General features: G+C 69.0%; 26 protein-coding genes. 14 read left to right on the top strand and 12 right to left on the bottom strand.

Annotated features, from left to right (window positions below; translation table 11 throughout):
* Positions 1-2 precede the first annotated feature (2 nt).
* Both LRS03_RS11145 and LRS03_RS11150 read left to right on the top strand, forming a co-directional pair.
* Positions 3-569 carry a TRAP transporter small permease gene (locus LRS03_RS11145; protein WP_257825496.1) on the top strand — a complete coding sequence of 189 codons (567 nt, stop codon included), beginning with the start codon at positions 3-5 and terminating at the stop codon, positions 567-569.
* A gap of 23 nt (positions 570-592) precedes the next feature.
* Entirely contained in the window at positions 593-1,903 is a 1,311-nt protein-coding gene (locus LRS03_RS11150; RefSeq protein ID WP_257825497.1) for a TRAP transporter large permease, read from the top strand.
* Here LRS03_RS11150 and LRS03_RS11155 read toward each other — a convergent pair.
* The 7 genes from LRS03_RS11155 to LRS03_RS11185 form a co-directional block, all read right to left on the bottom strand.
* On the bottom strand, positions 1,900-3,291 hold the full coding sequence (locus tag LRS03_RS11155) for an allophanate hydrolase (RefSeq protein ID WP_257825498.1): 1,392 nt from the start codon (positions 3,289-3,291) through the stop codon (positions 1,900-1,902). The genes LRS03_RS11150 and LRS03_RS11155 overlap by 4 nt on opposite strands.
* Positions 3,288-4,022 carry a GntR family transcriptional regulator gene (locus LRS03_RS11160; RefSeq protein ID WP_257825499.1) on the bottom strand — a complete coding sequence of 245 codons (735 nt, stop codon included), beginning with the start codon at positions 4,020-4,022 and terminating at the stop codon, positions 3,288-3,290. The genes LRS03_RS11155 and LRS03_RS11160 overlap by 4 nt, the downstream gene beginning before the upstream one ends.
* Positions 4,023-4,084: 62 nt before the next feature.
* The gene (locus LRS03_RS11165) at positions 4,085-4,879 is read right to left on the bottom strand and encodes an ABC transporter permease (protein ID WP_257825500.1); all 795 of its coding nucleotides are present in this window, start codon (positions 4,877-4,879) and stop codon (positions 4,085-4,087) included.
* Positions 4,876-5,700, bottom strand: coding sequence for an ABC transporter ATP-binding protein (locus tag LRS03_RS11170; protein ID WP_257825501.1), 825 nt, complete (start codon positions 5,698-5,700; stop codon positions 4,876-4,878). The genes LRS03_RS11165 and LRS03_RS11170 overlap by 4 nt, the downstream gene beginning before the upstream one ends.
* A gap of 8 nt (positions 5,701-5,708) precedes the next feature.
* Positions 5,709-6,035, bottom strand: coding sequence for a hypothetical protein (locus LRS03_RS11175; protein WP_257825502.1), 327 nt, complete (start codon positions 6,033-6,035; stop codon positions 5,709-5,711).
* Positions 5,980-7,017 (bottom strand): M20 family metallopeptidase, encoded by a 1,038-nt coding sequence (locus tag LRS03_RS11180; RefSeq protein ID WP_257825503.1) that lies wholly within the window; start codon positions 7,015-7,017, stop codon positions 5,980-5,982. The genes LRS03_RS11175 and LRS03_RS11180 overlap by 56 nt, the downstream gene beginning before the upstream one ends.
* Before the next feature lie 41 nt (positions 7,018-7,058).
* Positions 7,059-8,057 (bottom strand): taurine ABC transporter substrate-binding protein, encoded by a 999-nt coding sequence (locus tag LRS03_RS11185; protein WP_257825504.1) that lies wholly within the window; start codon positions 8,055-8,057, stop codon positions 7,059-7,061.
* A gap of 274 nt (positions 8,058-8,331) precedes the next feature.
* Between LRS03_RS11185 and LRS03_RS11190 the strand changes: the two genes are divergently transcribed.
* The 7 genes from LRS03_RS11190 to LRS03_RS11220 all read left to right on the top strand — a co-directional run bounded on the left by LRS03_RS11190 (position 8,332) and on the right by LRS03_RS11220 (position 15,883).
* On the top strand, positions 8,332-10,902 hold the full coding sequence (locus LRS03_RS11190; protein ID WP_308296418.1) for a GspE/PulE family protein: 2,571 nt from the start codon (positions 8,332-8,334) through the stop codon (positions 10,900-10,902).
* Between the two features lie 121 nt (positions 10,903-11,023).
* The gene (locus LRS03_RS11195; protein ID WP_257825505.1) at positions 11,024-12,235 is read left to right on the top strand and encodes a GAF domain-containing protein; all 1,212 of its coding nucleotides are present in this window, start codon (positions 11,024-11,026) and stop codon (positions 12,233-12,235) included.
* A 49-nt stretch (positions 12,236-12,284) separates the two neighbouring features.
* The gene (locus tag LRS03_RS11200; RefSeq protein WP_257825506.1) at positions 12,285-12,983 is read left to right on the top strand and encodes a paraquat-inducible protein A; all 699 of its coding nucleotides are present in this window, start codon (positions 12,285-12,287) and stop codon (positions 12,981-12,983) included.
* The gene (locus LRS03_RS11205; protein ID WP_257825507.1) at positions 12,980-13,636 is read left to right on the top strand and encodes a paraquat-inducible protein A; all 657 of its coding nucleotides are present in this window, start codon (positions 12,980-12,982) and stop codon (positions 13,634-13,636) included. The genes LRS03_RS11200 and LRS03_RS11205 overlap by 4 nt, the downstream gene beginning before the upstream one ends.
* Positions 13,633-15,111 carry a PqiB family protein gene (locus LRS03_RS11210; RefSeq protein ID WP_257825508.1) on the top strand — a complete coding sequence of 493 codons (1,479 nt, stop codon included), beginning with the start codon at positions 13,633-13,635 and terminating at the stop codon, positions 15,109-15,111. Before LRS03_RS11205 ends, LRS03_RS11210 begins: the two co-directional genes overlap by 4 nt.
* A complete protein-coding gene (locus tag LRS03_RS11215; RefSeq protein ID WP_257825509.1) occupies positions 15,098-15,292 on the top strand; it encodes a hypothetical protein in 195 nt (64 codons plus the stop codon). The genes LRS03_RS11210 and LRS03_RS11215 overlap by 14 nt, the downstream gene beginning before the upstream one ends.
* A gap of 3 nt (positions 15,293-15,295) precedes the next feature.
* Complete coding sequence (locus LRS03_RS11220; RefSeq protein WP_257825510.1) at positions 15,296-15,883, top strand: PqiC family protein; 588 nt, start codon at positions 15,296-15,298, stop codon at positions 15,881-15,883.
* A 30-nt stretch (positions 15,884-15,913) separates the two neighbouring features.
* Here the strand turns inward: LRS03_RS11220 and LRS03_RS11225 are convergent, their stop codons facing one another.
* The 4 genes from LRS03_RS11225 to LRS03_RS11240 all read right to left on the bottom strand — a co-directional run bounded on the left by LRS03_RS11225 (position 15,914) and on the right by LRS03_RS11240 (position 18,746).
* Positions 15,914-16,309, bottom strand: coding sequence for a ribbon-helix-helix domain-containing protein (locus LRS03_RS11225; RefSeq protein WP_257825511.1), 396 nt, complete (start codon positions 16,307-16,309; stop codon positions 15,914-15,916).
* Positions 16,310-16,376: 67 nt separating this feature from the next.
* Positions 16,377-16,952: a DJ-1/PfpI family protein gene (locus LRS03_RS11230; RefSeq protein WP_257825512.1), complete on the bottom strand. Its 576-nt coding sequence runs from the start codon at positions 16,950-16,952 to the stop codon at positions 16,377-16,379.
* A 154-nt stretch (positions 16,953-17,106) separates the two neighbouring features.
* Complete coding sequence (locus LRS03_RS11235; RefSeq protein ID WP_257825513.1) at positions 17,107-18,330, bottom strand: SUMF1/EgtB/PvdO family nonheme iron enzyme; 1,224 nt, start codon at positions 18,328-18,330, stop codon at positions 17,107-17,109.
* A gap of 2 nt (positions 18,331-18,332) precedes the next feature.
* Entirely contained in the window at positions 18,333-18,746 is a 414-nt protein-coding gene (locus LRS03_RS11240; RefSeq protein WP_257825514.1) for a GFA family protein, read from the bottom strand.
* A gap of 53 nt (positions 18,747-18,799) precedes the next feature.
* On the opposite strand from LRS03_RS11240, the gene dinB reads away from it, so the two are divergent.
* From dinB to LRS03_RS11265, 5 genes are read left to right on the top strand one after another with little or no spacing between them, the layout of a single operon-like run.
* Positions 18,800-20,044: a DNA polymerase IV gene (gene dinB, locus LRS03_RS11245; RefSeq protein ID WP_257825515.1), complete on the top strand. Its 1,245-nt coding sequence runs from the start codon at positions 18,800-18,802 to the stop codon at positions 20,042-20,044.
* A 30-nt stretch (positions 20,045-20,074) separates the two neighbouring features.
* Positions 20,075-20,980, top strand: coding sequence for a DUF3034 family protein (locus LRS03_RS11250; RefSeq protein WP_257825516.1), 906 nt, complete (start codon positions 20,075-20,077; stop codon positions 20,978-20,980).
* Between the two features lie 16 nt (positions 20,981-20,996).
* Positions 20,997-21,434, top strand: coding sequence for a group I truncated hemoglobin (locus LRS03_RS11255; RefSeq protein ID WP_257825517.1), 438 nt, complete (start codon positions 20,997-20,999; stop codon positions 21,432-21,434).
* A 24-nt stretch (positions 21,435-21,458) separates the two neighbouring features.
* The gene (locus tag LRS03_RS11260; RefSeq protein WP_257825518.1) at positions 21,459-22,163 is read left to right on the top strand and encodes a cupredoxin domain-containing protein; all 705 of its coding nucleotides are present in this window, start codon (positions 21,459-21,461) and stop codon (positions 22,161-22,163) included.
* Positions 22,164-22,174: 11 nt separating this feature from the next.
* Positions 22,175-23,326, top strand: a complete 1,152-nt coding sequence (locus LRS03_RS11265) for an alpha-hydroxy acid oxidase (protein ID WP_257825519.1) — start codon at positions 22,175-22,177, stop codon at positions 23,324-23,326.
* A gap of 4 nt (positions 23,327-23,330) precedes the next feature.
* Here the strand turns inward: LRS03_RS11265 and LRS03_RS11270 are convergent, their stop codons facing one another.
* Positions 23,331-24,233 carry a LysR family transcriptional regulator gene (locus LRS03_RS11270; protein WP_257825520.1) on the bottom strand — a complete coding sequence of 301 codons (903 nt, stop codon included), beginning with the start codon at positions 24,231-24,233 and terminating at the stop codon, positions 23,331-23,333.
* Between the last annotated feature and the right edge of the window lie 21 nt (positions 24,234-24,254).

Below are 24,254 nucleotides of genomic sequence, written 5' to 3' on the forward strand. Positions count from 1 at the left end.
GCGTGACCGCGCACCCTCCTTCCTCCGGCGGGTGGCTCCGGCGCGGCCTCGACGCGCTGTACCTGCTCGCCGGCCAGGTCGCGGCCCTCGCGGTGCTCGCGATCTTCGTGCTGATGATCCTGGCCTCGGTGGGCCGCTATGCCGGCTGGCGCGTGTCGTGGGTGGCCGACGTGGTGTCGTGGCTGTGCGCGGCCTCGGCCTTCTTCGCGATGGCCCACGCCTTCAAGCACGGCGACTTCGTGCGTGTGACGCTGCTGCTCGAAAAGCTGCCGCCACGCGTGGTGCGCGTGCTGGAGATCGTGTCGCTCAGCATCGCCGCGCTGGCCATCGGCTACCTCGCGTGGTGGGCCATCCGCTTCACCCACGAGAGCTGGGCCTTCAACGACATCGCCGGCAACATGGTGCCCATCCCGATCTGGATCCCGCAGCTGAGCTTCGTGCTCGGCGCGGTGCTCTTCGCCGTGGCGGTGATCGACGAACTCGTGATCGTGCTCAAGGGGGGCAAGCCGACGTACGTGCGGCTCGTCGAGGAGCGGCACGCGCGGGGTGACTTCTCCGAAGACATCTAGAAGAACCAGATGAGTCTCATCGCATGAGCCTGATTGCAATAGGCGGGTTGTTGCTCTTCATCCTCTTGCTGCTGCTCGGCGGCGGCGTGTGGATCGCCATGGGCCTGGCCATCGTCGGCTGGATCGGGCAGTTCTTCTTCACCACCACCCTGCCCGGCAAGAACCTCTTCACGGCCTTCTGGGAGACGACCGCGAGCTGGGAGCTGGCGGCCCTGCCGCTCTTCATCTGGATGGGCGAGATCCTCTTCCGCACGCGGCTGTCGGAGCAGATGTTCGAGGGCCTCGCCCCCTGGCTCAACCGAATCCCCGGGCGGCTGATGCACACCACCATCCTCGGCTGCGGCATCTTCGGTTCGGTGTCGGGCTCGTCGGCGGCCACCTGCGCGACGATCAGCAAGGTCGCCTTGCCGGAGCTGAAGCGGCGCGGCTACGACGAACGGCTCGCCCTCGGCTCGCTGGCCACCGCCGGCACGCTGGGCATCCTCATCCCGCCGTCGATCACGATGGTGGTCTATGCGGTGGCGGCCGATGCGTCGGTGATCCGTGTCTTCCTCGCCGGCTTCATCCCCGGCCTGCTGCTGATGCTGCTCTTCTCGGGCTACATCGCCTGGTGGAGCCTGCGACACCCCGACAAGGTGCCACCCGCCGAAGCACCGACGAGCCTGGCCGACAAGCTGCGCCGCTCGGGCAGCCTCATCCCGTGTGCGCTGCTCATTCTCTTCATCGTGTGGGTGCTGGTCGCCGGCTGGGCCACCGCCACCGAGTGCGCGGCCTTCGGCGTGCTCGGCTCGCTGGCCATCGCCATCTCCAGCCGCTCGCTCACCTGGCGCAATTTCTGGGACGGGCTGATGAGCGCCACGCGTGTGAGCTGCATGATCATGTTCATCCTCGCCGGCGCGTCGTTCCTCGCGAAGACGATGGCCTTCACCGGCATCCCGCGCGAGCTGGCCGAGGGCGTGGCCGCGCTGAACCTGAGCCCCTATGCGCTCATCGCCGTGCTGGTGGTGGTGTACCTCGTGCTCGGCACCGCGCTCGACGGCATCAGCATGATCGTGCTCACCTCGGCGGTGGTGCTGCCGATGATCCAGAAGGCCGGCTTCGACCTGGTGTGGTTCGGCATCTTCATCGTGCTGCTGGTCGAGATCGCCGAGGTCACGCCGCCGGTCGGCTTCAACCTCTTCGTGCTGCAGAACATGACGGGCAAGGACAGCAACGTCATCGCCCGCGCCGCACTGCCCTTCTTTGGCTGCCTGGTGGTGTGCATCGCGATCATCACGGTGTTCCCGCAGCTCGTGACGTGGCTGCCGGATGTGGTGATGGGCGTGTCGCGCTAGGCCCGAGCTGAGCGCCCCGGCGGGATCGCCGTCGCCGCCTCGAAGCGCCGGCCAAGTGCGCGCAATTCGCCGTCGGCACCTGCGCGGCCCACGAGCGAGATGCCGAACGGCAGGCCATCGGGCCGAATGGCCGCCGGCACGGCCAGCGCGCACAGGTCGAGCGGCCCGACGCCATAGGTGTAGTGGCCGACCTCGGCATTGCGGACGATCGGCTCGGCCCGCATCTCGGCCACGCGAAACGGCCGCGCCACGGTGGGCGTGACCACCACGTCGATGCCGGCGAGCCGCCGCGCGGCGTCGAGCCGCAGCGACTGCAGGCGGTACTGGGCCCGGAAGGCATCGACCGCGCTGTAGCCACGCGCCCGCTCGAGGATGCCGGCCACCGCGGGCACCAGCGCCTGCGGCGCGCGGTCGAGCACGTCGCCATAACTTGCCGCGCGTTCGGCCACGAGCGCGCTCTCGAAGACCAGCGCACCCGCCTCGTGGAAGACCGACAAGTCGATCTCGCAGGGTTCGCCCCCGAGCTCTCGCAGGCGCCGCACCGCCGCCTCGAAGCACGCGGGCGACTGGGTGTCGCCGAAGAACTCGAGCTCGCGCGGAACGGCGAACCGGAATCGCCCCGGCGCGGCCGCATCCAACGGCAGGTCGTCGGCGTCGGCGCGGCTCATGGGGTCGTGTTCATCAAAGCCGGCGATGGCTTCCATCACCGTGAAGGTGTCGTCCACCGTGTGCGCGAAGACCGGCATGCAATCGAACAGCCGGTTGTTGTAGACCATGCCGCGGCTGCTCACGAGGCCGAGCGTTGGTCGATGGCCGACGATGTTGTTCATTGCGGCCGGCACACGGCCGGAGCCGCCGGTGTCGGACCCGAGCGAAAAACTCACCAGGTCGGCCGCCACCGCCACGCCGGAGCCCGAACTCGACCCACCCGGGATCACATCGGGGTCGAAGACGTTGAGGCAGTGCCGGCCGTCCAGCGTGCGCGTGCCGTTGAGGCCGGTGGCGAACTGGTCGAGCGTCTGCTTGCCGATGAAGAGTGCGCCGGCATCGATGGCGCGCTGCACGGCAGCGGCGGATTCGCGCGGCGATCGCTCGAAAGCCTCGCAGCCGCAGGTGGTGGGCATGCCCGCCACGTCGACGTTGTCCTTCACGCCGAAAGGCAGGCCGTAGAGTGGCAGCCGGTCCATGTCGGCGCGCCGCTCGGTGAGGCGGCGCGCCGCGGCCAGCACGGTCTCGGGCTCGGCGCGCGTGACCCACACGTGATCGTCACCGCGCGCCTCGATGCGACGCAGCACCTCCTGCGCCACCTCCAGCGGCGACACCTCGCCGCGCCGGTAGGCACCGAGCAGCGCGCGGCAGTGCAGCGACAGTCCGGTGATCTCGCTCATCTGGAAACTCCTCGTTTGCGGGCGGCCGCCGGTGCCTTGGGCACATCGCGCGCCACCTGCAGGTGGTACTGGTAGGCCTCGCCGTTGTTGAACAGGTGCTCGCAGGCCAGGGGCCTGCCTTCGGTGTCGGTCGTGAGGCGGTCAACATGCAGGACGGCTGCACCGGGCGGCACGCCGAGGATGGTGGCCAGCGCCTCGTCGGCCAGGCGCGAGCCGATGATCAGGTCGGCGTGTCCGAGTGGCAGCCCGTAGTCGTGCTCCAGGATCAGGAAGATGTCGCGCGAGGCGAGGTCTTCCTTCGCCAGACGACGGCCGAGCGTGGTGGCGAAGTAGCTCACGTCGAGCGACACCGGCGCTCCGTTGAGATGGCGCACGCGGCGGATCTCCGACACCTTGGTGCGCATCGTGAGTCCCAGTCGCTGTGCGACGGCTTGCGGCGGTTTCACCTCGCGCACGCTGAGCACCCGGCTGGACGTCTCGTGGCCCAGCGGCCGCATGGCCTCGCCGAAGCTCTGCAGGCGCGCCAGGTCCTGCGTGACCTGCGGCCGCCGCACGAAGGTGCCGCGGCCTTGCAGGCGCTGCACCAGGCCTTCGTTTTCCAGGTCGTGCAGAGCGCGGCGCACCGTGATGCGGCTCACGTCGTACAAGGCCGTCAGGTCGTGCTCGGTGGGGAGCTGCTCTTCGGCGGGGTAGCGCCCTTCGAGGATGCCGGCCCGCAGCGACTCACGCACCTGGGCGTGGAAGGGCAGCGAGGTGTCGACCTCGATGCGGCGTTTGAGTGTGGATCGGGTGTTCAGCGCCTGCCCTCCCAGTGAACCAGTTTTTTGCCCACGGCCGCGAGCACACGATCGCTCAGGAGGCCGATGAACCCGATGATCGCAATGCCCGCGAAAACATGCGTGGTGCGGAAGAAATTGCTCGCGTCGAGCACGATGAAGCCGAGCCCGCGGTCGCCGCCGAGCAGCTCCGAGGCCACGAGGATCGACAGCGCCGTGCCCAGCGCCACGCGCAGGCCGGTCACGATCTGCGGCAGCGCCGAGGGCAGCACCACATGGCGAAACACCTGCAGCCGCGAGGCGCCCAGCGTGTGCGCGGCACGCAGCACGTCCTGCGCGCAGCTGCTGGCGCCGGCCTGTGCGTTGATCATCATGATGAGAAAGACCGCCACGAAGATCAGCAGGATCTTCGACATCTCGCCGATGCCGAACCAGAGGATGAACAGCGGAATGAGGCCGAGCGGAGGGATCGGCCGCAGCAGCTCGGAGGGCACCAGCCAGACGGCATCGACCGCCGGCACGCGGCCACGCAGCATGCCGATGGCGATGCCCAGCAGCGAGCCCGCCACGAACGCGATGCCCACCCGTGCGAGGCTCGCGCCCACGTGCGTGAGCAGCCCCACGCCCGAGTAGCCTTGGAGGGCCATCTCCTGCAGCGTGGCCAGCACCGCCGCCGGCCCCGGCAGCAGAACGCTGCGGATCCACCCCAGCTGCGTGGCGGCCACCCACAGCGTCAGCAGCGCCAGCGGCGAACCCACCGCCAGCACCATGTACGCGACACGCCGCCGCTTGATCTCAGCCTGGGTGTTCATGTGATTCCCTCCTCGCGCGGCGCCTGGCGCATGGCGCGGTAGACCCGCTCGCGCACCGCGAGGAATTCCGGGTGCAGGCGGTTCTCGGCCTGCTCGCGCGGCAACGGCAGGTCCACCGGAAATTCCTCGAATGCGCCGAGCCGGTCTTTCAGCATCAGCAGGATGCGGCTGCCCAGGAACACCGCCTCGTCGATGCTGTGGGTGACGAAGAGGATGGTGCAGCCGGTGGATGCCTGGATGCGCAGGATTTCCTCCTGCAGGGTCTCGCGCGTCTGCACGTCGACGGCGGCGAAGGGTTCGTCCATCAGCATCACGCTGGGGCCGGCGGCCAGCACCCGCGCAAGGCCGCAGCGCTGGCGCATGCCGCCCGAGAGCTGGTACGGGTACGACTTCTCGAAGCCACCCAGCCCGACGAGCTTGGCCATGCGCTGCGCCACTTCGCGCTGCTCGTCGCGCGGGCGGCCGGCGCAGCGCAGGCTGAAGGCGATGTTGTCTTCGACGGTCATCCAGTCGAAGAGCGCATACGACTGGAACACCACGCCGCGGTCGGGGCCCGGCCCCGCGATCTCACGCTGGTTGCACAGGGCGACGCCGCTCGTGGGCCGCAGGAAGCCCGCCACGATGTTGAGCAGCGAGGTCTTGCCGCAGCCCGACGGGCCGAGCAGGGCCACCGTCTCGCCGGCCCGCACGCTGAAGCTCAGGTCGCGCAGCACGGGGCGCTCGTCGTAGCTGAGGCCCACCTGCTCGAAGCGCAGCACCTCGCGTGGCGGCTCGGTGGCGTCGGGCGCTCTCTTCAGCAGGGTCGCAAGCGGCATGTCCATCAGTGGCCTCACCGTGGTTCGCCAGGGGCACCGCTGCGGTCACCCCCGAGAAGCCGCATCAGCGCCAGCGCCATCACCTGGGCGGCCGGCACCGCCTTGGGCGTGTGGATGTATTCGTTGGTGGGCGGCCAGCCGTCTTCTCCCGGGCCGAAGGTGACCGACGGGATGCCTGCATGCGAGAAACGGATCGTGTCGCAGTAGGCGTTCTTGCGGTAGTAGACGGGCGGCTTGCCCATCATCTGACGGTACGCGAGCGTGAGCGATGCGACCGGCTCGGCGTCATGCGGCAACTCCTCGGTGGCCGGCACGAAGAGCGAGCCCGGCACCTGGCGCACGCTCGCCTTGAGCGTGGGGTCGGCCTCGGCCAGGCGGTCGAGTCTCGGCCTGCACGTCGCCCAGGATGGACGCGATGCTCATGCCGGGCACCAGGCCCACGGCCGCGGCGATGGCAGTGCACGAGGCCGGCGTGAACTGCATCTCGCGCGGCTCGCCTGCACGAACCCGGGTGAAGCACAGCATCGGTGGCGTGCCTCCGTAGAGGCCCGGCGCAGTGTGGGTGAGCGTGAGGCGTTCGAGCGCGGCCACCACAGCCGCCATCTTGCTGATGGCATTGACGCCGGTGTCGGGCCGCCAGAGGTGCGACTTGGTCCCCTCGATGCGGATCTCGAGCAGGCAGTTGCCCGCATGGGCCACCGCCACGCCCACACCCCAGTCGTCGGGCCCGCGTGTCCAGCCGCTCGGCTCGGCGGTGATCTCGTAGTCGCCGCGCACGCCCAGTTCGTCGAGCAGGTAGATGGCGCCGTTGGGGCCGTGCTTCTCCTCGTCCACGGTGTAGATGCACTTGAGCGTGCCGTGCAGCGCGACGCCCGCGTCCTTCAGGGCCTTGACGGCGAGCAGCGTGCAGGCGAGGTTGCCGCGCGTGTCGGAGGTGCCGCGGGCATAAAGGCGCTCGCCATCGACGGTGGGCGCGTAGGGGTTGCCGCCGGTGGCCGTCCAGCCCGCCGGGTCACCGGCGGGGTACACGTCGAGGTGATCGTTGAGGATGACGACCGGCCCCGGTGCGTCGCCCTCCCAGGTGCCGATGACGTTGGGGCGGCCCGGCACCTTGGCATGCAGCGAGACCGACAGGCCGAGCGCGCGCAGCTTGTCGGCCACGCACAGGGCGATCTTCTCCTCCGAGCCCGAGGGCATGTCGGGGTCGAGCGGGTTCTCGGAATCGGGCTGTCCCGTGGTGACCAGCTCGCGCGTGAGGGCGAGCCACTGGTCATGGTGGATGCTGTCGACGATGCGCCGCTGCAAGGGTGTGAGTGTGTTCATGCTGAAGGGCAGAAGTTGAAGGAGATGCGCGCGCACGCCGCTCAGGGCTTCTCGGCGCGCAGGAACTCCTGGATCGGACGCGTGTTGAAGATCGGTGCCCAGTCGGCCGGGGCGGCGCTGATGCGCTTCTCGGACACGAGGAACGCACCGATGCCCTGCAGGTGCTTCATCAGCCGCGAGTCGAGTTCCTTGCCGGGCGGGCCCATGAAATCGGCGGTGAGCAGCTGCTCGAAACTCGGGTGGCTCGCCGTCTGGCGTGCGATGAGCGCATCGAACTCCTGCGCCGTCTGCCCCACGCGCTTGGCTTCGTACTGCCGCACCTCGGCCGGGTTGGCGGCATAGGTCTTCTGTGCGGCGCGCCAGGTCTTCAGGAAGCCTTGCACCGCGGCCGGGTTGTCTTTCGTGAAGGCCTTGCGCGCCACCCAGATGCCGCCGGTGATCATGCCGAGGCTGCTCGTGGTGGCGATGGGGCGGGCACCGGCCTTTTCCATCAGCCCCACGTTGGGCTCCCACGTGAGTGCCGCATCCACCTGCCCAGCCACGTAGGCCGGCGGCATGTTGGCGGGCGACAGGTTCACGATGGTCACGTCTTCCTGCTTGAGGCCTGCCTGAGAGAGCGCACGCAAGAGGTGGTTGTGGCTCGTGGAGCCCACCGACACCGCGACCTTCTTGCCCTTCAGGTCGGCCACCGTCTTGATGCCGGCCGCCGGGTTCACCACCAGCCGCACGTTGGTGAAGTCGAGCCGCTCCATCATCAGGATCTCGATCGGCATGCCGTTGGAATAACCGGTGACGGCGGGGAATTCGCCCATCCAGGCGAAATCGATCTCGCCGGCGGCCAGCGCGGGGAGCATCGCCGGGCCAGCGGGAAACGGCGTGAGCTTGACCTCGACTCCGTTCTTGGCGAACTGGCCCGTCTGCGCGGCATACATCAGCAGCGTGTTGATGTCTCCCGTCTGGAAACCCACCCGCAACGGCAGGGTCTGGGCGTGGATGCTGGTGGCCAGGGTCAACAGCAAAGCGGAAAGAAAGCGAAGCATGCGGAACCTCCAGAGCGGCCACGCCGCCAGTTGTTATAACAACCTGTGAGTAGCCAGATCTGTGCCAGCGCGATCCGCGTCTTTCCGGCCCTGAAGCCCCAGCTTTGGGGCCCCGCCCGCACGCGCTCGTGCAAGACCGCACGGGATTGGTGTCTCGACCGCGTGGAGAACCACCGGAAAGCCCGTCTATTCCCCGCTTGCCCCGCCCACTGGCTGCCTACCATGGCTATGCGGGAAAGCGTCTCGCGCATCTGCCATGGCCGGGAAGAAACTCATGTCCGACCTCTCCGACTTCGTCAACATGGACTTCGCCACCGACGCCAGCGCGCCCGTCTCGCTGCCGCCGCGCATGGCAGCGCCGGAGCCGGTCGAGAAAGCCCGCCATGCCGCCTTCCTGTGGCCCACACCGCCCTTCGCCGCCTACCCCGCTGCCGACGAGCAGCACCAGGCGCAGGGCTGTGAGTTCGTCGGCACCAACGGCAAGGCGGTGGCCGGCCGGCTGATCTTCTTCGTGCCCGACGACCAGGTCGCGCATGTGCAGGTGCCGCCCGCGCGCACGACGATGCCGCTGCGCTTCCACCAGTTCCGCTCGCTGCGCGTGATGGAGCCGCTCAAGCCCATCACGACCGCCCTGCTCACGCACGAGAAACACGCGGCCATGCTGGAGCAGCGCCCGCGCAGCAGCTACAAGGTGCTGCTGGCCGATGGCGCTTCGGTCGAAGGCACGACCATCGGCCATGTGGAGAGCGAGCACGGCCTCTTCCTCTTCCCGCCGGTCGACGACAAGGGCTCGGTGCAGCGCCTCTTCATCCCCAAGGCCGGCTACACCGGCTACGAGATCGGCCCGCGCATCGGCGATGTGCTGGTCGAAGCGAAGGCCGCCACGCCACAGCAGGTCGAGCAGGCGGCCGACCGGCAGCAGCAGATGCGCCACCAGAAGCTCGGCGACATCCTCCTGGAGCGTCAGGTGGTCACGCCGCAGCAGCTGATGGCCGCGATCGAGAAGCAGGCCAAGATGCCGATGGTCAAGATCGGCGAGGCCCTCACCTCGCTCGGCATGGTCTCGCAGGCGCAGCTCGACGACGCGCTCGCGCAGCAGCAGCAAGACCGCAGCGTGCCGCTCGGCGAGCTGCTGGTGAAGCTGGGCATCGTCTCGCGCGAAGACCTGCAGACGGCGCTCGCCCGCAAGATGGGCTACCCGCTCGTGAACCTCGACGCCTTCCCCTTCGAGGAAGACGCACTGCGCAAGCTCCCCTTCTCGGTGGCGATGCGCCTGCAGGTCATGCCGCTGATGCTGCGCGAAGGCCGCCTGGTCATCGCGCTCGACGACCCGGTGCGCCGTCGCGCCATCGTCGACGAGATCGAATTCATCACGCAGACGAAGTGCGTGGCGGTGCTCGCGCAATGCGCGCGCCTGGACGACGTGCTCAACACCGCCTACGAGAAGATCGGCGCGGCCATCCCGCTGCGCTTTGCAAGCATCGACTCGGCCGACCCCATTCCCTTCGACCTGCAGGGCACCGACAAGCTCGTCGAAACGCTGGAGCGCGAAGACCTCGAAGCGCTCGCCCCCACCGACGACCGCCAGATCGAGCAGAGCGACAACTCGCTCGTCAAGCTCATCAACAACATGATCATCGAGGCGCACCAGGATGGCGTCTCCGACATCCACGTCGAGAGCTACCCCGGCCGCGACAAGATCAAGATCCGCTTCCGGAAAGACGGCCTGCTACGCACGCACCTGGAGCTGCCGCCCAACTACCGCAACGCGGTGATCGCGCGCATCAAGATCATGTGCGACCTCGACATCTCCGAGAAGCGCAAGCCGCAGGACGGCAAGATCAACTTCGCGAAGTTCAGCGCGCAGCACAAGATCGAGCTGCGCGTGGCCACCATCCCCACCAACAACGGCCTGGAAGACGTGGTGATGCGCATCCTGGCCTCGGCCAAGCCCATCCCGCTCGACAACCTGGGCCTCGCGCCCTGGAACCTGCAGCAGCTGAAAGACGTGATGGAGCGCCCCTACGGCATGGTGCTGTGCGTGGGCCCCACCGGCTCGGGCAAGACGACCACGCTGCACTCGGCGCTCAGCCACATCAACGTGCCCGAGCGCAAGATCTGGACCGCCGAGGACCCGGTCGAAATCACCCAGCCCGGCCTGCGCCAGGTGCAGGTGAACCCGAAGATCGACTGGACGTTTGCCAAGGCCCTGCGCGCCTTCCTGCGTGCCGACCCCGACGTGATCATGGTCGGCGAAATGCGCGACGAAGAGACGGCGCAGATGGCCATCGAGGCCTCGCTCACCGGCCACCTGGTGCTGAGCACGCTGCACACCAACAGCGCCCCCGAGACCGTGACACGGCTTCTGGACATGGGCCTCGACCCGTTCAACTTCGCCGACTCGCTGCTCGGCGTGCTGGCCCAGCGCCTGGTGCGCAAGCTCTGCAACCACTGCCGCGTCTCGCGCCCGCTGGGCGACAACGAGGTGAACGAGCTGCTCGACGACTACCTGCACGTCTGCCCGCCCGACCACGACACGCTCAACCGCAAGTCGCTCCTGGCCGACTGGACCGCGCGTTTCGGCCGCAACGGTCAGCTGGTGCACTTTCACAGCCCAGGCTGCGAACACTGCGGCCACACCGGCTACAAGGGCCGCGCCGGCCTGCACGAGTTGATGGTCGTCTCGCGCGAGCTGCGCCGCCTGGTGCAGACCGGCTCGCGCGCCGAGGAGCTGCAACGCACCGCGATGCTGGAGGGCATGCGCACGCTGCGCCAAGACGGCATCGAGAAGGTGCTGCAAGGCGTGACCAGCCTGGCCGAAGTGCGCGCGACCAGCAACGCCTAGGGTCCACCCGTAGAGCCCCTTTCCCCTGCGTGACAGACGGCGCGCCGATCTGGCGCAGAATGGGCCCGCCCGAGCCGGCGCCCACCCACCAGGCACGCACCGGTCTCGCTGAGGAGACCCCATGGACCGTCACGCCGCGGCAACGCTTGCGCCAGGTGCAAGAACCTTCGAGCTCGCCCACGGGCCCGATCACGTCCACGCCATCCAGCAGTCGCATGCGCGCTGCCGGGCCCTCGGGCTGACCGAGGACGCCGTGCCCGAGCTGAACCCGCTCACGGCCTACGGCGCCCGCGTGATGCGCGAGCCCCACCAGCGCCTGCTCGAACACGCCACGCCGGTGATGGAGATGCTCTTCGAGCAGATCGTCTCCACCAAGAGCATCGTCGCGCTGACCGACACCGAAGGGAGCATCCTGCAGGCCGTCGGCGACGACGGCTTCCTGGAGCGCCTGCAGCAGATCGCGCTCGCGCCGGGCGTGAACTGGTCGGAAGCCTCGAAGGGCACCAACGCAGTGGGCACCGCGCTCTTTACCGAAGCGCCGACGCTCGTGCACGGCAACGAACACTTCCTCGCGGCGAATCGTTTTCTCACCTGCTCGGCCTCGCCCATCTTCGACCACAGCGGCCAGATGATCGGCGTGCTGGACGTGAGCGGCCATCATTCGTCGTACCACCCGCACACGCTGGCGATGGTGACGATGTCGGCGCGCATGATCGAGAACCAGTGGTTCGGCGACAAGTTCCGCCACGGCCTGCGGCTGCATTTCCATCCGCAGCCGCGCATGCTCGGCACCATGCGCGAGGCGATGATCGCGCTGGCCCCCGACGGCAGCATCCTCGGCGCCAACCGCGCGGCGCTCGAGCACCTGAAGCTCAACATGCCGGCGCTACGCCGGCTGGGGCTGGAAGCCGTCTTCGGCACGCGTGTGGCGGCCATCGCCGACCACTGCCGCCAACGGGCCGACGAGCCCATGCCGCTGATGGTGCAGCACGGCGACATGGCCGGCACCCCGGTCTATGCCCGCGCGCTTTTCAACTGGCCCACGCTGTGGCCGAGCGTGTCGCTCGCGACCGGCGTGGCGGTGCCGCGCGAGCCGGCGGCTGTCGAGCCGGTCAGCCCCATGCCCGAGGCGCGGGTCGTGACCGCAGAGCCGGTGTCCAGCCCTGCCCCGCACCCCACCCCGACCACGCTGCACGCGCAGGAAATGGCCGCCATCCGCCAGGCGGTCGATGCGGCCGGCGGCAACATCTCGCGTGCCGCGCGGCAACTGGGTGTGGCCCGCAACACCATCTATCGCAAGCTGCGCGCCGCAGCCGCAGAGACCGCGGGGTGATCGTCCGGCGCGGCGGTGTCGTGGCAAGAGGCACGGCTAAGATCGCCCGATGACCGACCCCGTGCCGAGCGCCCACGCCCACGCGCCCTTCGCGCCGGCGGCCGCTCGCGCCACCGTCACCGCGGCGGCCCTCGCCGCGCGGCACGACCTGGTGGTCTGCAACGAATGCGATGCGGTGCACGAGCGCATCACCCTCGCCCGCGGCACGGTGGCGCGCTGCCGCCGCTGCAACGCCCTGCTGGGCCGCGGCCATGTGATCGGCACCGAGAAGCTGCTGGCGTTCGCCATCGCCTCGCTGCTGCTCATCATCATCGGCAACAGCGCGCCCATCGTCACGCTTGACTTCCAGGGCGTGGTCAGCCAGGCCACCTTGCCGCAGGCGATCGAAGCGACATGGAACGCAGGCCAGCCCTTCGTGGCGGTGCTCACCGCCGCCACCGCGCTCGTGTTCCCACTCGTCTTCACCATCCTGCGGCTCTACCTGCTGGGCTCGCTGGTGCGTGGCATCGTGCCGCGCGGCTTCGTGCCGGCGATGCACATGCTGGCCTTCGTCACGCGCTGGGGCATGGCCGAGGTGTTCATGCTGGGCACGCTGGTTGCCGTGGTGCGCTGCGCATCGCTCACCAGCGCCACGCCGGGCATCGGGCTCTTCGCCTACGGCGCGGTCACGCTGCTGATCACCGCCATCACCGCGGCCGGCACACACAACCTGTGGAAGCGCAGCAGCGAGATCGGGGGCAACGCATGAGCGAGGCCTCGTCGTTGCAAACCGGAGCGCAGCTGAGGCTGTACGGCTGCCCAACCTGCGGCCGCGTCTCGCAGCTGCTGCACCCCATCGCCGACAGCACGCCGCTGCCATGCCCCCGCTGCGCCACGCCGCTGCACCACCGCCGCCCGCGCAGCCTGCAGCGCACCTGGGCCTACCTGATCGCGGCCACCATCCTCTACATCCCAGCCAACCTGCTGCCCATCATGTCGACGAGCAACGTCTTCCAGGGCGAGACGCTGCACACCATCCTCGGTGGCATCGAGGAGCTGCGCACCGGCGGCGATTGGCTGCTGGCGCTGATCGTCTTCATCGCGAGCATCGCGGTGCCCATGCTCAAGATCGGCGCGTTGCTCGTGCTCGTCATCACCGCGCAGCGGCGCTCGCGCTGGAAGCAGGTCGAGCGTGCGCAGCTCTACCGCATGATCGATGCAGTGGGGCACTGGTCGATGCTCGACGTCTTCGTCGTCGTGCTGCTGGTCGGCACCATCCGCTTCGGCCCGCTCGGCGGCGTGATGCCCGAGCCGGGCTTGCTGGCCTTTGGTGCGGTGGTGGTGCTCACGATGCTCGCCGCCGGCAGTTTCGACCCCCGATTGATCTGGCCCGAAGAAGAAGCCCCCCAACGCCACCCATGAGCGACGACACCCCCGGCTCCGCCCCGCCGCCCACCACCCCGCCCACGCCGGTCACCCGCAAGTGGCACGGGCCCTCGCTCGTGTGGCTGGTGCCCATCGTCGCGCTCGCGGTGGGAGTGGCGCTCCTGATCCGCGCCGTGCTGTCGACCGGCCCGCAAGTCACGATCGACTTCCATTCCGCCAACGGCCTGCGCCCTGGCAAGACCGAGGTGCGCTACAAGGAAGTGGTGGTCGGCCGCGTGGAAGCCGTCACGCTGAGCGAAAAGCGCGACCACGTGCAGGCCACCGTGCGGCTCGACCGCTCGGTCTCCAACATCGCCGTCGAAGACACCCGCTTCTGGGTCGTGCGCCCGCGCATCGACACCGCCGGCGTGAGTGGCATCGAGACACTCTTCTCCGGCGCCTACATCGGCGTCGACGCCGGCGAATCGACCAAGCAGAAGCGCCACTTCACCGGCCTCGAGAACCCGCCCTTCGTGCTGCGCGGCGAGCCGGGTCGCGGCTTCGTGCTGCGCACCGAAGACCTGGGCTCGCTCGACGTCGGCTCGCCCATCCTCTACAAGCGCAACCGGGTCGGCCGCGTGGTGGGCTACAACCTTGACCCGCTGGTCGACGAGCTGTGGGTGCAGATCTTCATCGAGGCGCCGTACGACAAGCTCGTCAACCCGCAGACACGCTTCTGGAACGCGAGCGGCGTCGAGGTCTCGCTCAACAGCAGTGGCCTGAAGGTCGACACGCAGACGCTCGCCTCCGTCATCTCGGGCGGCATCTCGTTCGAGCGGCCGCAGGGCACGCAGGGGCTGCCGCAGGCGTCCGACGGCAGCCGATTCAAGCTCTTCCCCGACCGCAAGGCCGCGCTCGCACCGCCCGACGGCCCGCCGCTGCGCGTGCGCATGGTGTTCGACCAATCGGTGCGCGGGCTCGACATCGACGCCCCGGTCGACTTCCTCGGCATCGAGATCGGCGCCATCAAGGCGATCCGGCTCGACTACGACGGCAAGCGCAAGCGCTTCCCTGTAGAAGTGGAAGCCGAGATCTACCCGACCCGCCTCGGCGCCGTGCGCGATTCGATGCGCCAGGAAGGCGACGACGACAAGCGACGCGACACCACCCTGTTGCAGCGACTGGTGCAGAACGGCCTGCGCGCGCAGGCGCGCACCGGCAACCTGCTGACCGGGCAGATGTACGTGGCGCTCGACTTCCCCGGCAAGGTGAGCAAGGCCGAGTCTCGACACCTCCACCGCCATCCCGGCCATTCCCACGGTGCCGGGCACGCTGTCGGACGTGCAGCCGCAGATCGCCGAGATCGTGGCCAAGGTCAACAAGGTGCCGTTCGACGAGATCGGCCGCAACCTCAACGACACGCTGTCGCAGGCGCGCCTGGCGATCGAGCAGCTGCGCCCCGACGCGCAGGCCTCGCTCGCCGAGGTGCGGCGCACGCTGCAGTCAGTGCAGGAGACATTGCAACGCGCTGACCGCAGCCTGCTCGACCCGAGCGCGCCGATCCAGCGCAACGCCGAGCAGACCCTGCACGACCTGCAGCGCGCCGCGCAATCGCTGCGCGTGCTGACCGACTACCTGCAACGCCACCCGGAATCGCTGCTGCGCGGCAAGCCCGACGACGCGAAGATTCCCTCGTCACCGGAACGACGCTGAACGATGAAGCTTCCTGCGCTTGCCCTCTCCCTTGCAGTGCTCGCCGGCTGTTCCTCGACGCCCGCGCCGCGCTTTCACAGCCTGCTCTCGGCGCAGCCCGTGGCCGTCGAGGCGGTCAGCACCGTGCCGCTGCCGCTCGACATTGGCCCGGTGCAGGTGCCCGCCGCCGTCGACCAGCAGCAGTGGGTGGTGCGCCTGCCCGACGACAGCCTGCGCATCCTGGAGCAGGAGCAGTGGGTAGCCCCGCTGCGCGACGAGCTGCGCGCTGCGCTCTTCGACCGGCTCGCCAAGCGCTACGGTGCGGTCGACGTTCGCTCGGCGCCCAGCGCCGAATTCGTGCGGCTCAAGCTCGACGTGCAGCGCTTCGAGTCGATGGCCGCACGCGAGGTGTGGATCGAAGCGGTGTGGACGGCCACCGCGCCCGCCAAGGGCAGCACGCCGCTCGTCTGCCGCAGCAGCGTGCGCGAGGCCGTGAACGGTGACGCGCAAGCGCTGGCTGCCGCCCACCGCCGCGCCGTGCACACCCTGGCCGACCTGATCGGCCAGCGCCTGCTCGCCATGTACAACGGCGCCGGCGTGCGCTGCCCCTGAACGCGGCTGCCCTTTTAGTGTTAACAGGCCCTAGTTCAGCGCCCGCTTGTGCGGCCGGCTCTCGCGCGGAAGCGCCGCCTGCGGCACGCGCTGCAGGCCGTGGAGCACACGGTCGGCATCGAGCGAGCGGATGGGGATGGCCGCGTCCCGCGGGATGAGCCCCTGCGCGATCAGGTTCTCGTAGCGCAGCGCGCACACCCGCAGGAACGACGAGAAATTGCCCACCGCGCCGCGGTCGGCCACCAGCTCGTCGTACAGCTTCTCGATGAGCTGTGCGACCGTCATGCCATCTCGCCCGGCGATCTCTTCCAGCACCGCCCAGTGCAGGTTCTCGAGCCTGAGGCTCGTGACCACGCCATGCAGCCGCACGGAGCGCGTGCGGCTCTCGTAGCTGGCGGGGTCGGCACTGATGAAGATCTTGCACATGGCGAGGTTCCATTCGGGGTGGCGCGCGTCGATGCTACAGACTGTGATGCCTACGCGGTTGAGATGCCTACAAAGCGATGCGCGTGCCCAGCACCGCGAGGAACTGGCCGATCCACGCCGGGTGTGCGGGCCAGGCCGGCGCGGTCACCAGCTTGCCATCGGTCACGGCGCCGTCGATCGCGATGCCCATGTACTCGGCACCCGCCAGCTCCACCTCGATCTGGCACGCCGGATAGGCGCTCACCTTGCGGCCCTTGATGAGGCCGGTGGCCGCGAGCAGTTGCGCGCCATGGCAGATGGCTGCCACCGGCTTGTCGGCCGACAGGAAGTGCCGCGTGATCTCGACCACTCGCGAGTTCAGCCTCAGGTACTCGGGAGCACGCCCGCCGGGCACGACCAGCGCGTCGTACTTGGCAGGGTCGATCTCGGCAAAGGTCGCGTTGAGCGTGAAGCGATGGCCGGGCTTCTCGCTGTAGGTCTGCTGGCCCTCGAAGTCGTGGATGGCCGTCATCACGTAGTCGCCGCTTTTCTTGTCGGGCGCAACGGCATGCACGGTGTGGCCCACGGCCTGCAGGGCCTGGAAGGGCACCATAACCTCGTAGTCCTCACCGAAGTCGCCGCACAACATCAGGATCTTGCTCATCTCGTGGTCTCCGTCTTGGGGGGAGCCACGATTTTTGGGAGCTGGCGGCGGTGCAGGTAGTAGCGGCGTATGGGGTGGGTCGTGGTTTACCCGGGGGCATCGAAAGACACTTCCGACGAGGGGCGGAAAGCCTGCTGCCCCCGCGGGCACGGCCCTACAGCGACACGCTGCGAAAGCCGCTGAACGCGTCGTCGCGCTGCGGCAGCAGGAAGCGGCGGTGCTTCACGTTGCGCAGGCGCTCCTGGGTGGCGAACGAGCCGCCACGCAGCACCTTGTGCGAGCCGAACGCAGCCTGCGAGTACTGCGCCTCCGGCCCCGGCACGAAGCCCGGGTAGGGACGGAAGCTGCCGGCCGTCCACTCCCACACCTGGCCGTAGCGCACGCCGCGCGACTGGCCCTGCTGCGCGGCGACTTCCCATTCCAGCTCGGTCGGCAGGCGCCGGCCGGCCCAGCGGCACCACGCATCGGCCTCGTACCAGCTGACGTGCATGGCCGGCTGCGACATCGGCACCCGCGTCATCTTGCCGAAGCGCTGCATCAGCACGCTCTGGCGCATCTGGTCGACGTGGCGCGGCGTGCGCCGGCCTTCGCGCTGCACCCACGCCCACCCTTCGGGCGACCAATGGCGCTCGTCGTCGTACCCGCCGTCTTCGACGAACTCGCAGTACTGGCCCCAGGTGACCGCCTGCGCGTCGATCTCGAACTCGGGCACGCTGTGCTCGTGCGCCGGTCGTTCGTTGTCGAAGGCAAACCCGCCGGGCGGCGAACCCAGCAGCCAGCGTGTCGCCGGAAACAGCAAGGGCGCCCGCGACGCCAGCGTGCCCAGCACCGGCGTGAGCCCGGCATCGAAGCCGAGCGCCTGCGCCATCTCGGCAAACGACTCCAGCCGCGCATCTTCATGAAAGAGCGCGAGGCGGAAGAAGTAGAGCGCGTCGTCGTCTTCGTTCGCGTGGTCGAGCAGCTCGAGCGTGGTCTCCAGCGTGTCGGCGAGGTACTGGCGGATGAACTGCGGATCGCGCAGCGGCAACAACCAGCGTGCCTCGGGCGTGACCAGCGTGGGGTCGAAGAGGCGGTCGGAGCCGGCCTCGATCGAGGCCAGGCGCAGCGAGCCCGGGTCGGCCTGGGCGCCGCGCTGGCGCTGCACGTTGCACGAGATCCAGTGCTCCTGGTACCACGCCAGATGGCCGAGCGACCACAGCGGCGGGCTCAGGCCTTCACGCTGGCCCTCGGGCACCTCGAAGCCGGGCAGCGCCGCCTCGATCGCGCTCATCCAGCGCAGGCTGTGGTTGCGCGTGTCCATCAGCGCGAGCGACAGCAGCTCGCGGCCGGCTCGGCGCATCTGCGCCGACTCGATGGGTGGGGCTTCGAAGTCGAGCATGGTCAGGCAGCGGGCGGGACGTAGCCCTCGGCGTGCTGCGGCACGCCGTCGTGGATCTCGTACCAGCTGGCCTTGCTCGCCACGTAGGCGTGGAAGCCCGGGCGCGCCGGCAGCGGCTCGTCGATCAGGCCGGCGCGGAGGCGCAGCACGCCGGGCAGGCTGTCGCGGCGGCTGTAAAGCGGCGAGCCGCAGCGGCGGCAGAAGACGCGCTTCTTGCCCGGTGTCGACTCGAACTCGCTCATCAGCTCACGCCCCGCCTCGAACACCACCGCCGATTCGGCGACCGGGATGTTGGCCGCGAAGGCGCTGCCCTGGGCCCGGCGGCATTGCGCGCAATGGCAGATCTGGATCGGCGCCAGCTCGCCGTCGATGCGGAATCGGATGCCTCCGCAAAGGCACTGGGCGGTGTAGGTCATCGGGCGATGGTAGTGGGCTGGCCGAGCCCGAATAACTGGATGAAAATACAGTCGTGCCCCGCCTGATCGCCCACCTCGACATGGATGCGTTCTACGCCTCCGTGGAGCTGCTGCGCTACCCCGAACTGAAGGGCCTGCCGGTGGTGATCGGCGGCGGGCGCCGGCACCAGCCGGTGCTGCGCGACGACGGCACGCGCGAGTTCTCGCTGCTGCGCCACTACACCGGCCGTGGCGTGCTCACGACCAGCACCTATGAAGCACGCAAGCTCGGTGTCTTCTCCGCCATGCCCACGATGAAGGCCGCCAAGCTCGCACCCGATGCGGTGCTGCTGCCGGTCGACTTCGACGAGTACCGCAAGTACTCGCGGCTCTTCAAGGCCGCGGTGCGCCGCATCGCGCCGCTGGTGGAAGACCGCGGCATCGACGAGATCTACATCGACCTCTCCGACCTGCCCGGCGTGCACGACGACGGCGGCCGCGCCATCGGCCAGCAGCTGAAAGACGCGGTGCGCGAAGCCACCGGCGGCCTCACCTGCTCGGTGGGCATCACGCCCAACAAGCTGCTCTCGAAACTCTGCTCCGAGTTCGACAAGCCCGACGGCCTCACGCTGCTGCGCGAAGACGAGATCCCCGCCCGCGTGTGGCCGCTCGCCGCGCGCAAGGTCAACGGCATCGGCCCAAAGGCCAGCGAGAAGCTCGCAGCGCACGGCATGCACACCGTCGGCGACATCGCGGCGCGCGACCCGCTCTACCTCATCGAGCATTTCGGCAAGAGCTACGGCGCCTGGCTGCACCGGGCCTCGCACGGCATCGACGAGCGGCCGGTGGTCACTCACAGCGAGCCGGTGTCGATGAGCCGCGAGACCACCTTCGAGCGCGACCTGCACGCGGTGCGCGACCGGCACGTGCTCACGCCCCTCTTCACCGAGCTGTGCGTGGAGCTGGCCGACGACTTGTCGCGCAAAGGCTATGCCGCCAAGACCATCGGCATCAAGCTGCGCTTCGACGACTTCAAGATCGTCACACGCGACCTCACGCTCCCGGCCCACACGATGGACGCGAAGACCATCCGCCGCGCGGCAGGCGAGTGCCTGAAGCGGGTCGACCTGTCGCGCCGCCTGCGCCTTCTCGGGGTGCGCGCGGGCAACCTGGCCAAGCTCGCGGAGCTGCTCGATCCACGTGCCGGTGAACCCACGATGGCACAAGAGCCAGTGCCCGCTTACCATGCGCCGCTGCCGCTGTTCGATGCCACTTCCGATGCCAGCTTCGATGCATCCAACAACGACCCGGCTGCGTAGATGAGTCTGGAGATGAGGAGAACAGCCCGTATGCCAAGACACCATCGCCTTGCCTTTGCGGGCGCGCTCGCCCTGGCCTGTGCCAGCCCGTCGGCCCTGGCTTTCGGCGGCAAGCTGCTGCTGACCGGCGGCGTCAGCAACATCGAGGGCGCGGCCGGTGGCGGCCTCACGCCATGGGCCGTGACCGGCGGCTACGGCACGGCGGGTGAATTTGGCGGCTCGGCCTTCGCCACCCACGTCAAGACACAGGACTTCAGCGTCACCGCCTACGGCGCGGCCGTGGCCTACGGCGACCGCATCGAGCTTTCGCTGGCACGGCAGAGCTTCGACACCGGCCCCGTCGGCGATGCCCTCGGGCTGCCGGGGCTCAAGCTCAAGCAGGACATCGTCGGCGTCAAGCTGCGTGTGTTCGGCGACGCGGTGCTCGACAGCGACACCTGGGCGCCGCAAGTCGCCATCGGTGCGCAGCACAAGACCTCGGACGCCGGCGGGCTGCAGTCCACGCTCAGCGCCTTCGGCGCCAAGGACAGCGGCACCGACCTCTACGTGAGCGCGACCAAGCTCTTCCTCGCCCCGGGCATCCTCGTCAACGGCACGCTGCGCGCGACCAAGGCCAACCAGAACGGCCTGCTCGGTTTCGGCGCCACCGGCCACAGCAGCTACCGCGTGCAGCCGGAGGTGTCGCTCGCCTGGCTGCTGCGACGCGATCTCGCCATCGGCGCCGAGTACCGCGCCAAGCCCGACAACTTCCGCGACAACACCGCGCTCGGTGCCGGTGCGCTCGACGAAGACGACTGGGCCGACGTCTTCGTCGCCTGGGCACCGAGCAAGCATTTCTCGCTCACGCTCGCGTATGTCGACGCCGGCAAGATCGTGCCGGGCGTGGTCAACAAGCGGCAGACCGGCGCGTATGTCTCGGCGCAGGTCGCGTTCTGATCCAGAGGAGCCCCCGATGAAACACCTGCTCCGCACCCTCGCCACGCTTGTTGCCATCCTCATGGCCCTCAGCGGCACGGCGCATGCGCAAGCCGACGATTCGCTCTACCAGCAGCTCGGCGGCCAGCCCGGCCTCACCACGCTGATGGACGACTTCATGACACGGCTGCTCGCCGACAAGCGCATGAACCCGTTCTTCAAGGACGTCGACCACAAGCACGTGAAGGCACAGCTCGTGGCGCAGTTCTGCGAAGTCTCGGGCGGCCCCTGCAAGCTCAAGGGCCCCGACATGAAGAAGGCCCACGCCGGCATGGACATCACCAAGCGCGACTTCAACGCGCTGGTCGAGGTGCTGCAAGACAGCATGAGCGCGCAAGGCATCGCGTTCTCCACACAGAACAGGCTGCTGGCGCGGCTCGCGCCGATGCACCGCGACATCATCAACACACCTTGAACCACCCCTGAGGGAGACACCACGATGACCCGCCACCTTCTTGCCCGGCTTGCCTTCGCGGCCATGGTCACCACCACCGCGGCCCACGCCGGCACCGTGCAACTCACCGTCACCGACAAGGACGGCAAGCCCGCGCCCGACGTCGTGGTGCTCGTGCAGGCGTCGACCAAAGGCGCGGTGACACCCGCCGCCAAGCCGGTGCTCATCACGCAGGAGGGCTCGCGCTTCATCCCCTTCCTCACCGTGGTGCCGGTCGGCACGACGCTGCGCTTCGTCAACAAGGACGCCTACGACCACCACGTGCGCTCCACCCCGAGCGGCCCGCTGGGCGCCATCGCACCGGCCAAGATCTTCGAGCTGCGGCTCGACGCCGACCCGGTGGCCGAGGCCAAGGGCGGCACCGATGCCTACCCGAGCGGCCCGGCCAAGAAAAAGTCGGGCGTCTCCAGCGCCGACCTCAAGATGGACGCCGCCGGCCCCATCGGCCTCGGCTGCCACATCCACGGCTCGATGCGTGGCCAGGTCTACGTCGCCGACACCCCCTGGGCCGGCAAGACCGACGCCAACGGCGTGGTCACGATCGACGGCGTGCCCGACGGCAGCGCGCAGATCACGCTCTGGCACCCCGACCAGCTGCAGGACCAGGCCGCCGTGCCGGTGCAGGTGAGCGCAACGCCGGTGAAAACGAGTACGCAGCTGAATTTCGTTCCGCGCCGCCGCAGGGGATAAGCTCGCGGGCTATGACGCCCATCACCTGCATCGAGGACCTGCGCCTCCTCGCCCAGCGGCGCGTGCCGCGCATGTTCTACGACTACGCCGACTCCGGCTCGTGGACCGAAGGCACCTACCGCGCCAACGAAGCCGACTTCCAGAAGATCCTGCTGCGACAACGCGTCGCGGTGAACATGGAAGGCCGCACGCTGCGCACCACCATGGCCGGCACGCCGGCCCTGATGCCGGTGGCCATCGCACCCACCGGCCTCACCGGCATGCAGCACGCCGACGGCGAGATCCTGGCGGCGAAGGCGGCTGAAAAGTTCGGCATCCCGTTCACGCTGTCGACGATGAGCATCTGCTCGATCGAAGACATCCGTGCGCACACCAAGTCGCCGTTCTGGTTCCAGCTCTACTGGATGCGCGACCGCGACTTCATGGAGCGCCTGATGGATCGCGCCAAGGCCGCAGGCGTCTCCGCGCTGATGCTCACGCTCGACCTGCAGGTGCTCGGCCAGCGCCACAAGGACATCAAGAACGGCCTCACCGCGCCGCCCAAGCCGACGATCGCCAACATCCTCAACCTGATGACCAAGCCGCGCTGGTGCTGGGGCATGCTGGCGACCAAGCGCCACAGCTTCGGCAACCTGATCGGCCACGCCAAGGGCGTGAGCGACGTCACCTCGCTCAGCACCTGGACGCGCGAGCAGTTCGACCCCAAGCTCGACTGGAACGACGTCGAGTGGATCAAGAAGCGCTGGGGCGGCAAGCTCATCCTGAAGGGCATCATGGACGTCGAAGACGCACGCTACGCCGCCGGCAGCGGCGCCGATGCGTTGATCGTCTCCAACCACGGCGGTCGCCAGCTCGACGGGGCGCCTTCATCCATCGCCGCACTGCCCGAGATCGCCCGCGAGGTGGGGTCGAAGATCGAGGTGTGGATGGACGGCGGCATCCGCTCCGGGCAGGACGTGCTCAAGGCGGTGGCGCTCGGGGCCCGCGGCACGCTGATCGGGCGCTCATTCCTCTATGGCCTGGGCGCCATGGGGGAAGCGGGTGTCACCAAGTGCCTGGAGATCATCCAGAAGGAACTCGACATCAGCATGGCCTTCTGCGGCCACACCGACATCCGCAACGTCGACCGGCGCATCCTCATCCCCAGCACCGTGCCGCACTGAGCCTTCAGCTTCGGGTGCCGGGCATCGCGGCGAAGTGCGCACGCAGCGCCGCGATCGCATGGCGCACCTTGGCCGGCTGGGTGTCGCGCTGCGGCGTGACGGCCCACACCGGGCCGGCGGGCAGCCGCCACTGCGGCAGAACGCGCCTGAGGCGAGCCGACTGCAGGTGCTCGTGCACGTCGGGATGGGTGAGCATGCCCACGCCGAGCCCGGCCGCGCACATCTGCTCCAGGCTCAGCTGGTTGTTGCTCGCGATGCGGGCTTCGACCCGCAGCGTCTCCCGCTCACCCTCGGGGCCCGTCAGCTCGACCTGCAGGGCCGAGCCGTCGCGTGAGCCGACCAGCCACTGGTGCTGTGCCAGCTCGGAGGGCGTCGCCGGTTCGCCGCGCCGCCGCAGGTAGTCGGGCGAGGCGCACAGCACCCACTCGAAATCGCACAGGCGCTGCGCGACCCAGGTCGAATCGGGCAGGCGGCCGGCGCGCAAGGCGAGGTCGATGCGGGCATCGACGAGGTTGATCAGCGCATCGTCGACCAGCAGGCGCAGCGTCATCGACGGGTGATCGGCCAGCAGCGGCGCGAGGGCGGGCGCGATGTGCCGCGCAAAACCGACCGGCGCCGACATGCGCAGCTCGCCGCTCGGCGCGTCGTGCGCCAGCGCGAGTTGCGCCTGGGCCTGCGCCGCGGCGCTCACCATCGTGTGGCAGTGCTCGGCAAAGCGTGCGCCGGTGTCGGTCAGCGCGAGCTTGCGGGTGGAGCGGTGCAGCAGCGTCACGCCGCTGCCCTGCTCCAGCAGCCGCACCTGCTGACTCACCGCCGAGGTGCTCATGCGCAGCGCCCGGGCGGCCGCGCTCATGGAGCCGTGCTGCACCACCGCGGCAAAGACGGCCATGCGCCGGAGATCGTCCATTGTGAAGTTGGGCTTAAAGAA

This window comes from Rhizobacter sp. J219 (genome assembly GCF_024700055.1).
Classification (GTDB): Bacteria; Pseudomonadota; Gammaproteobacteria; order Burkholderiales; family Burkholderiaceae_C; genus Rhizobacter.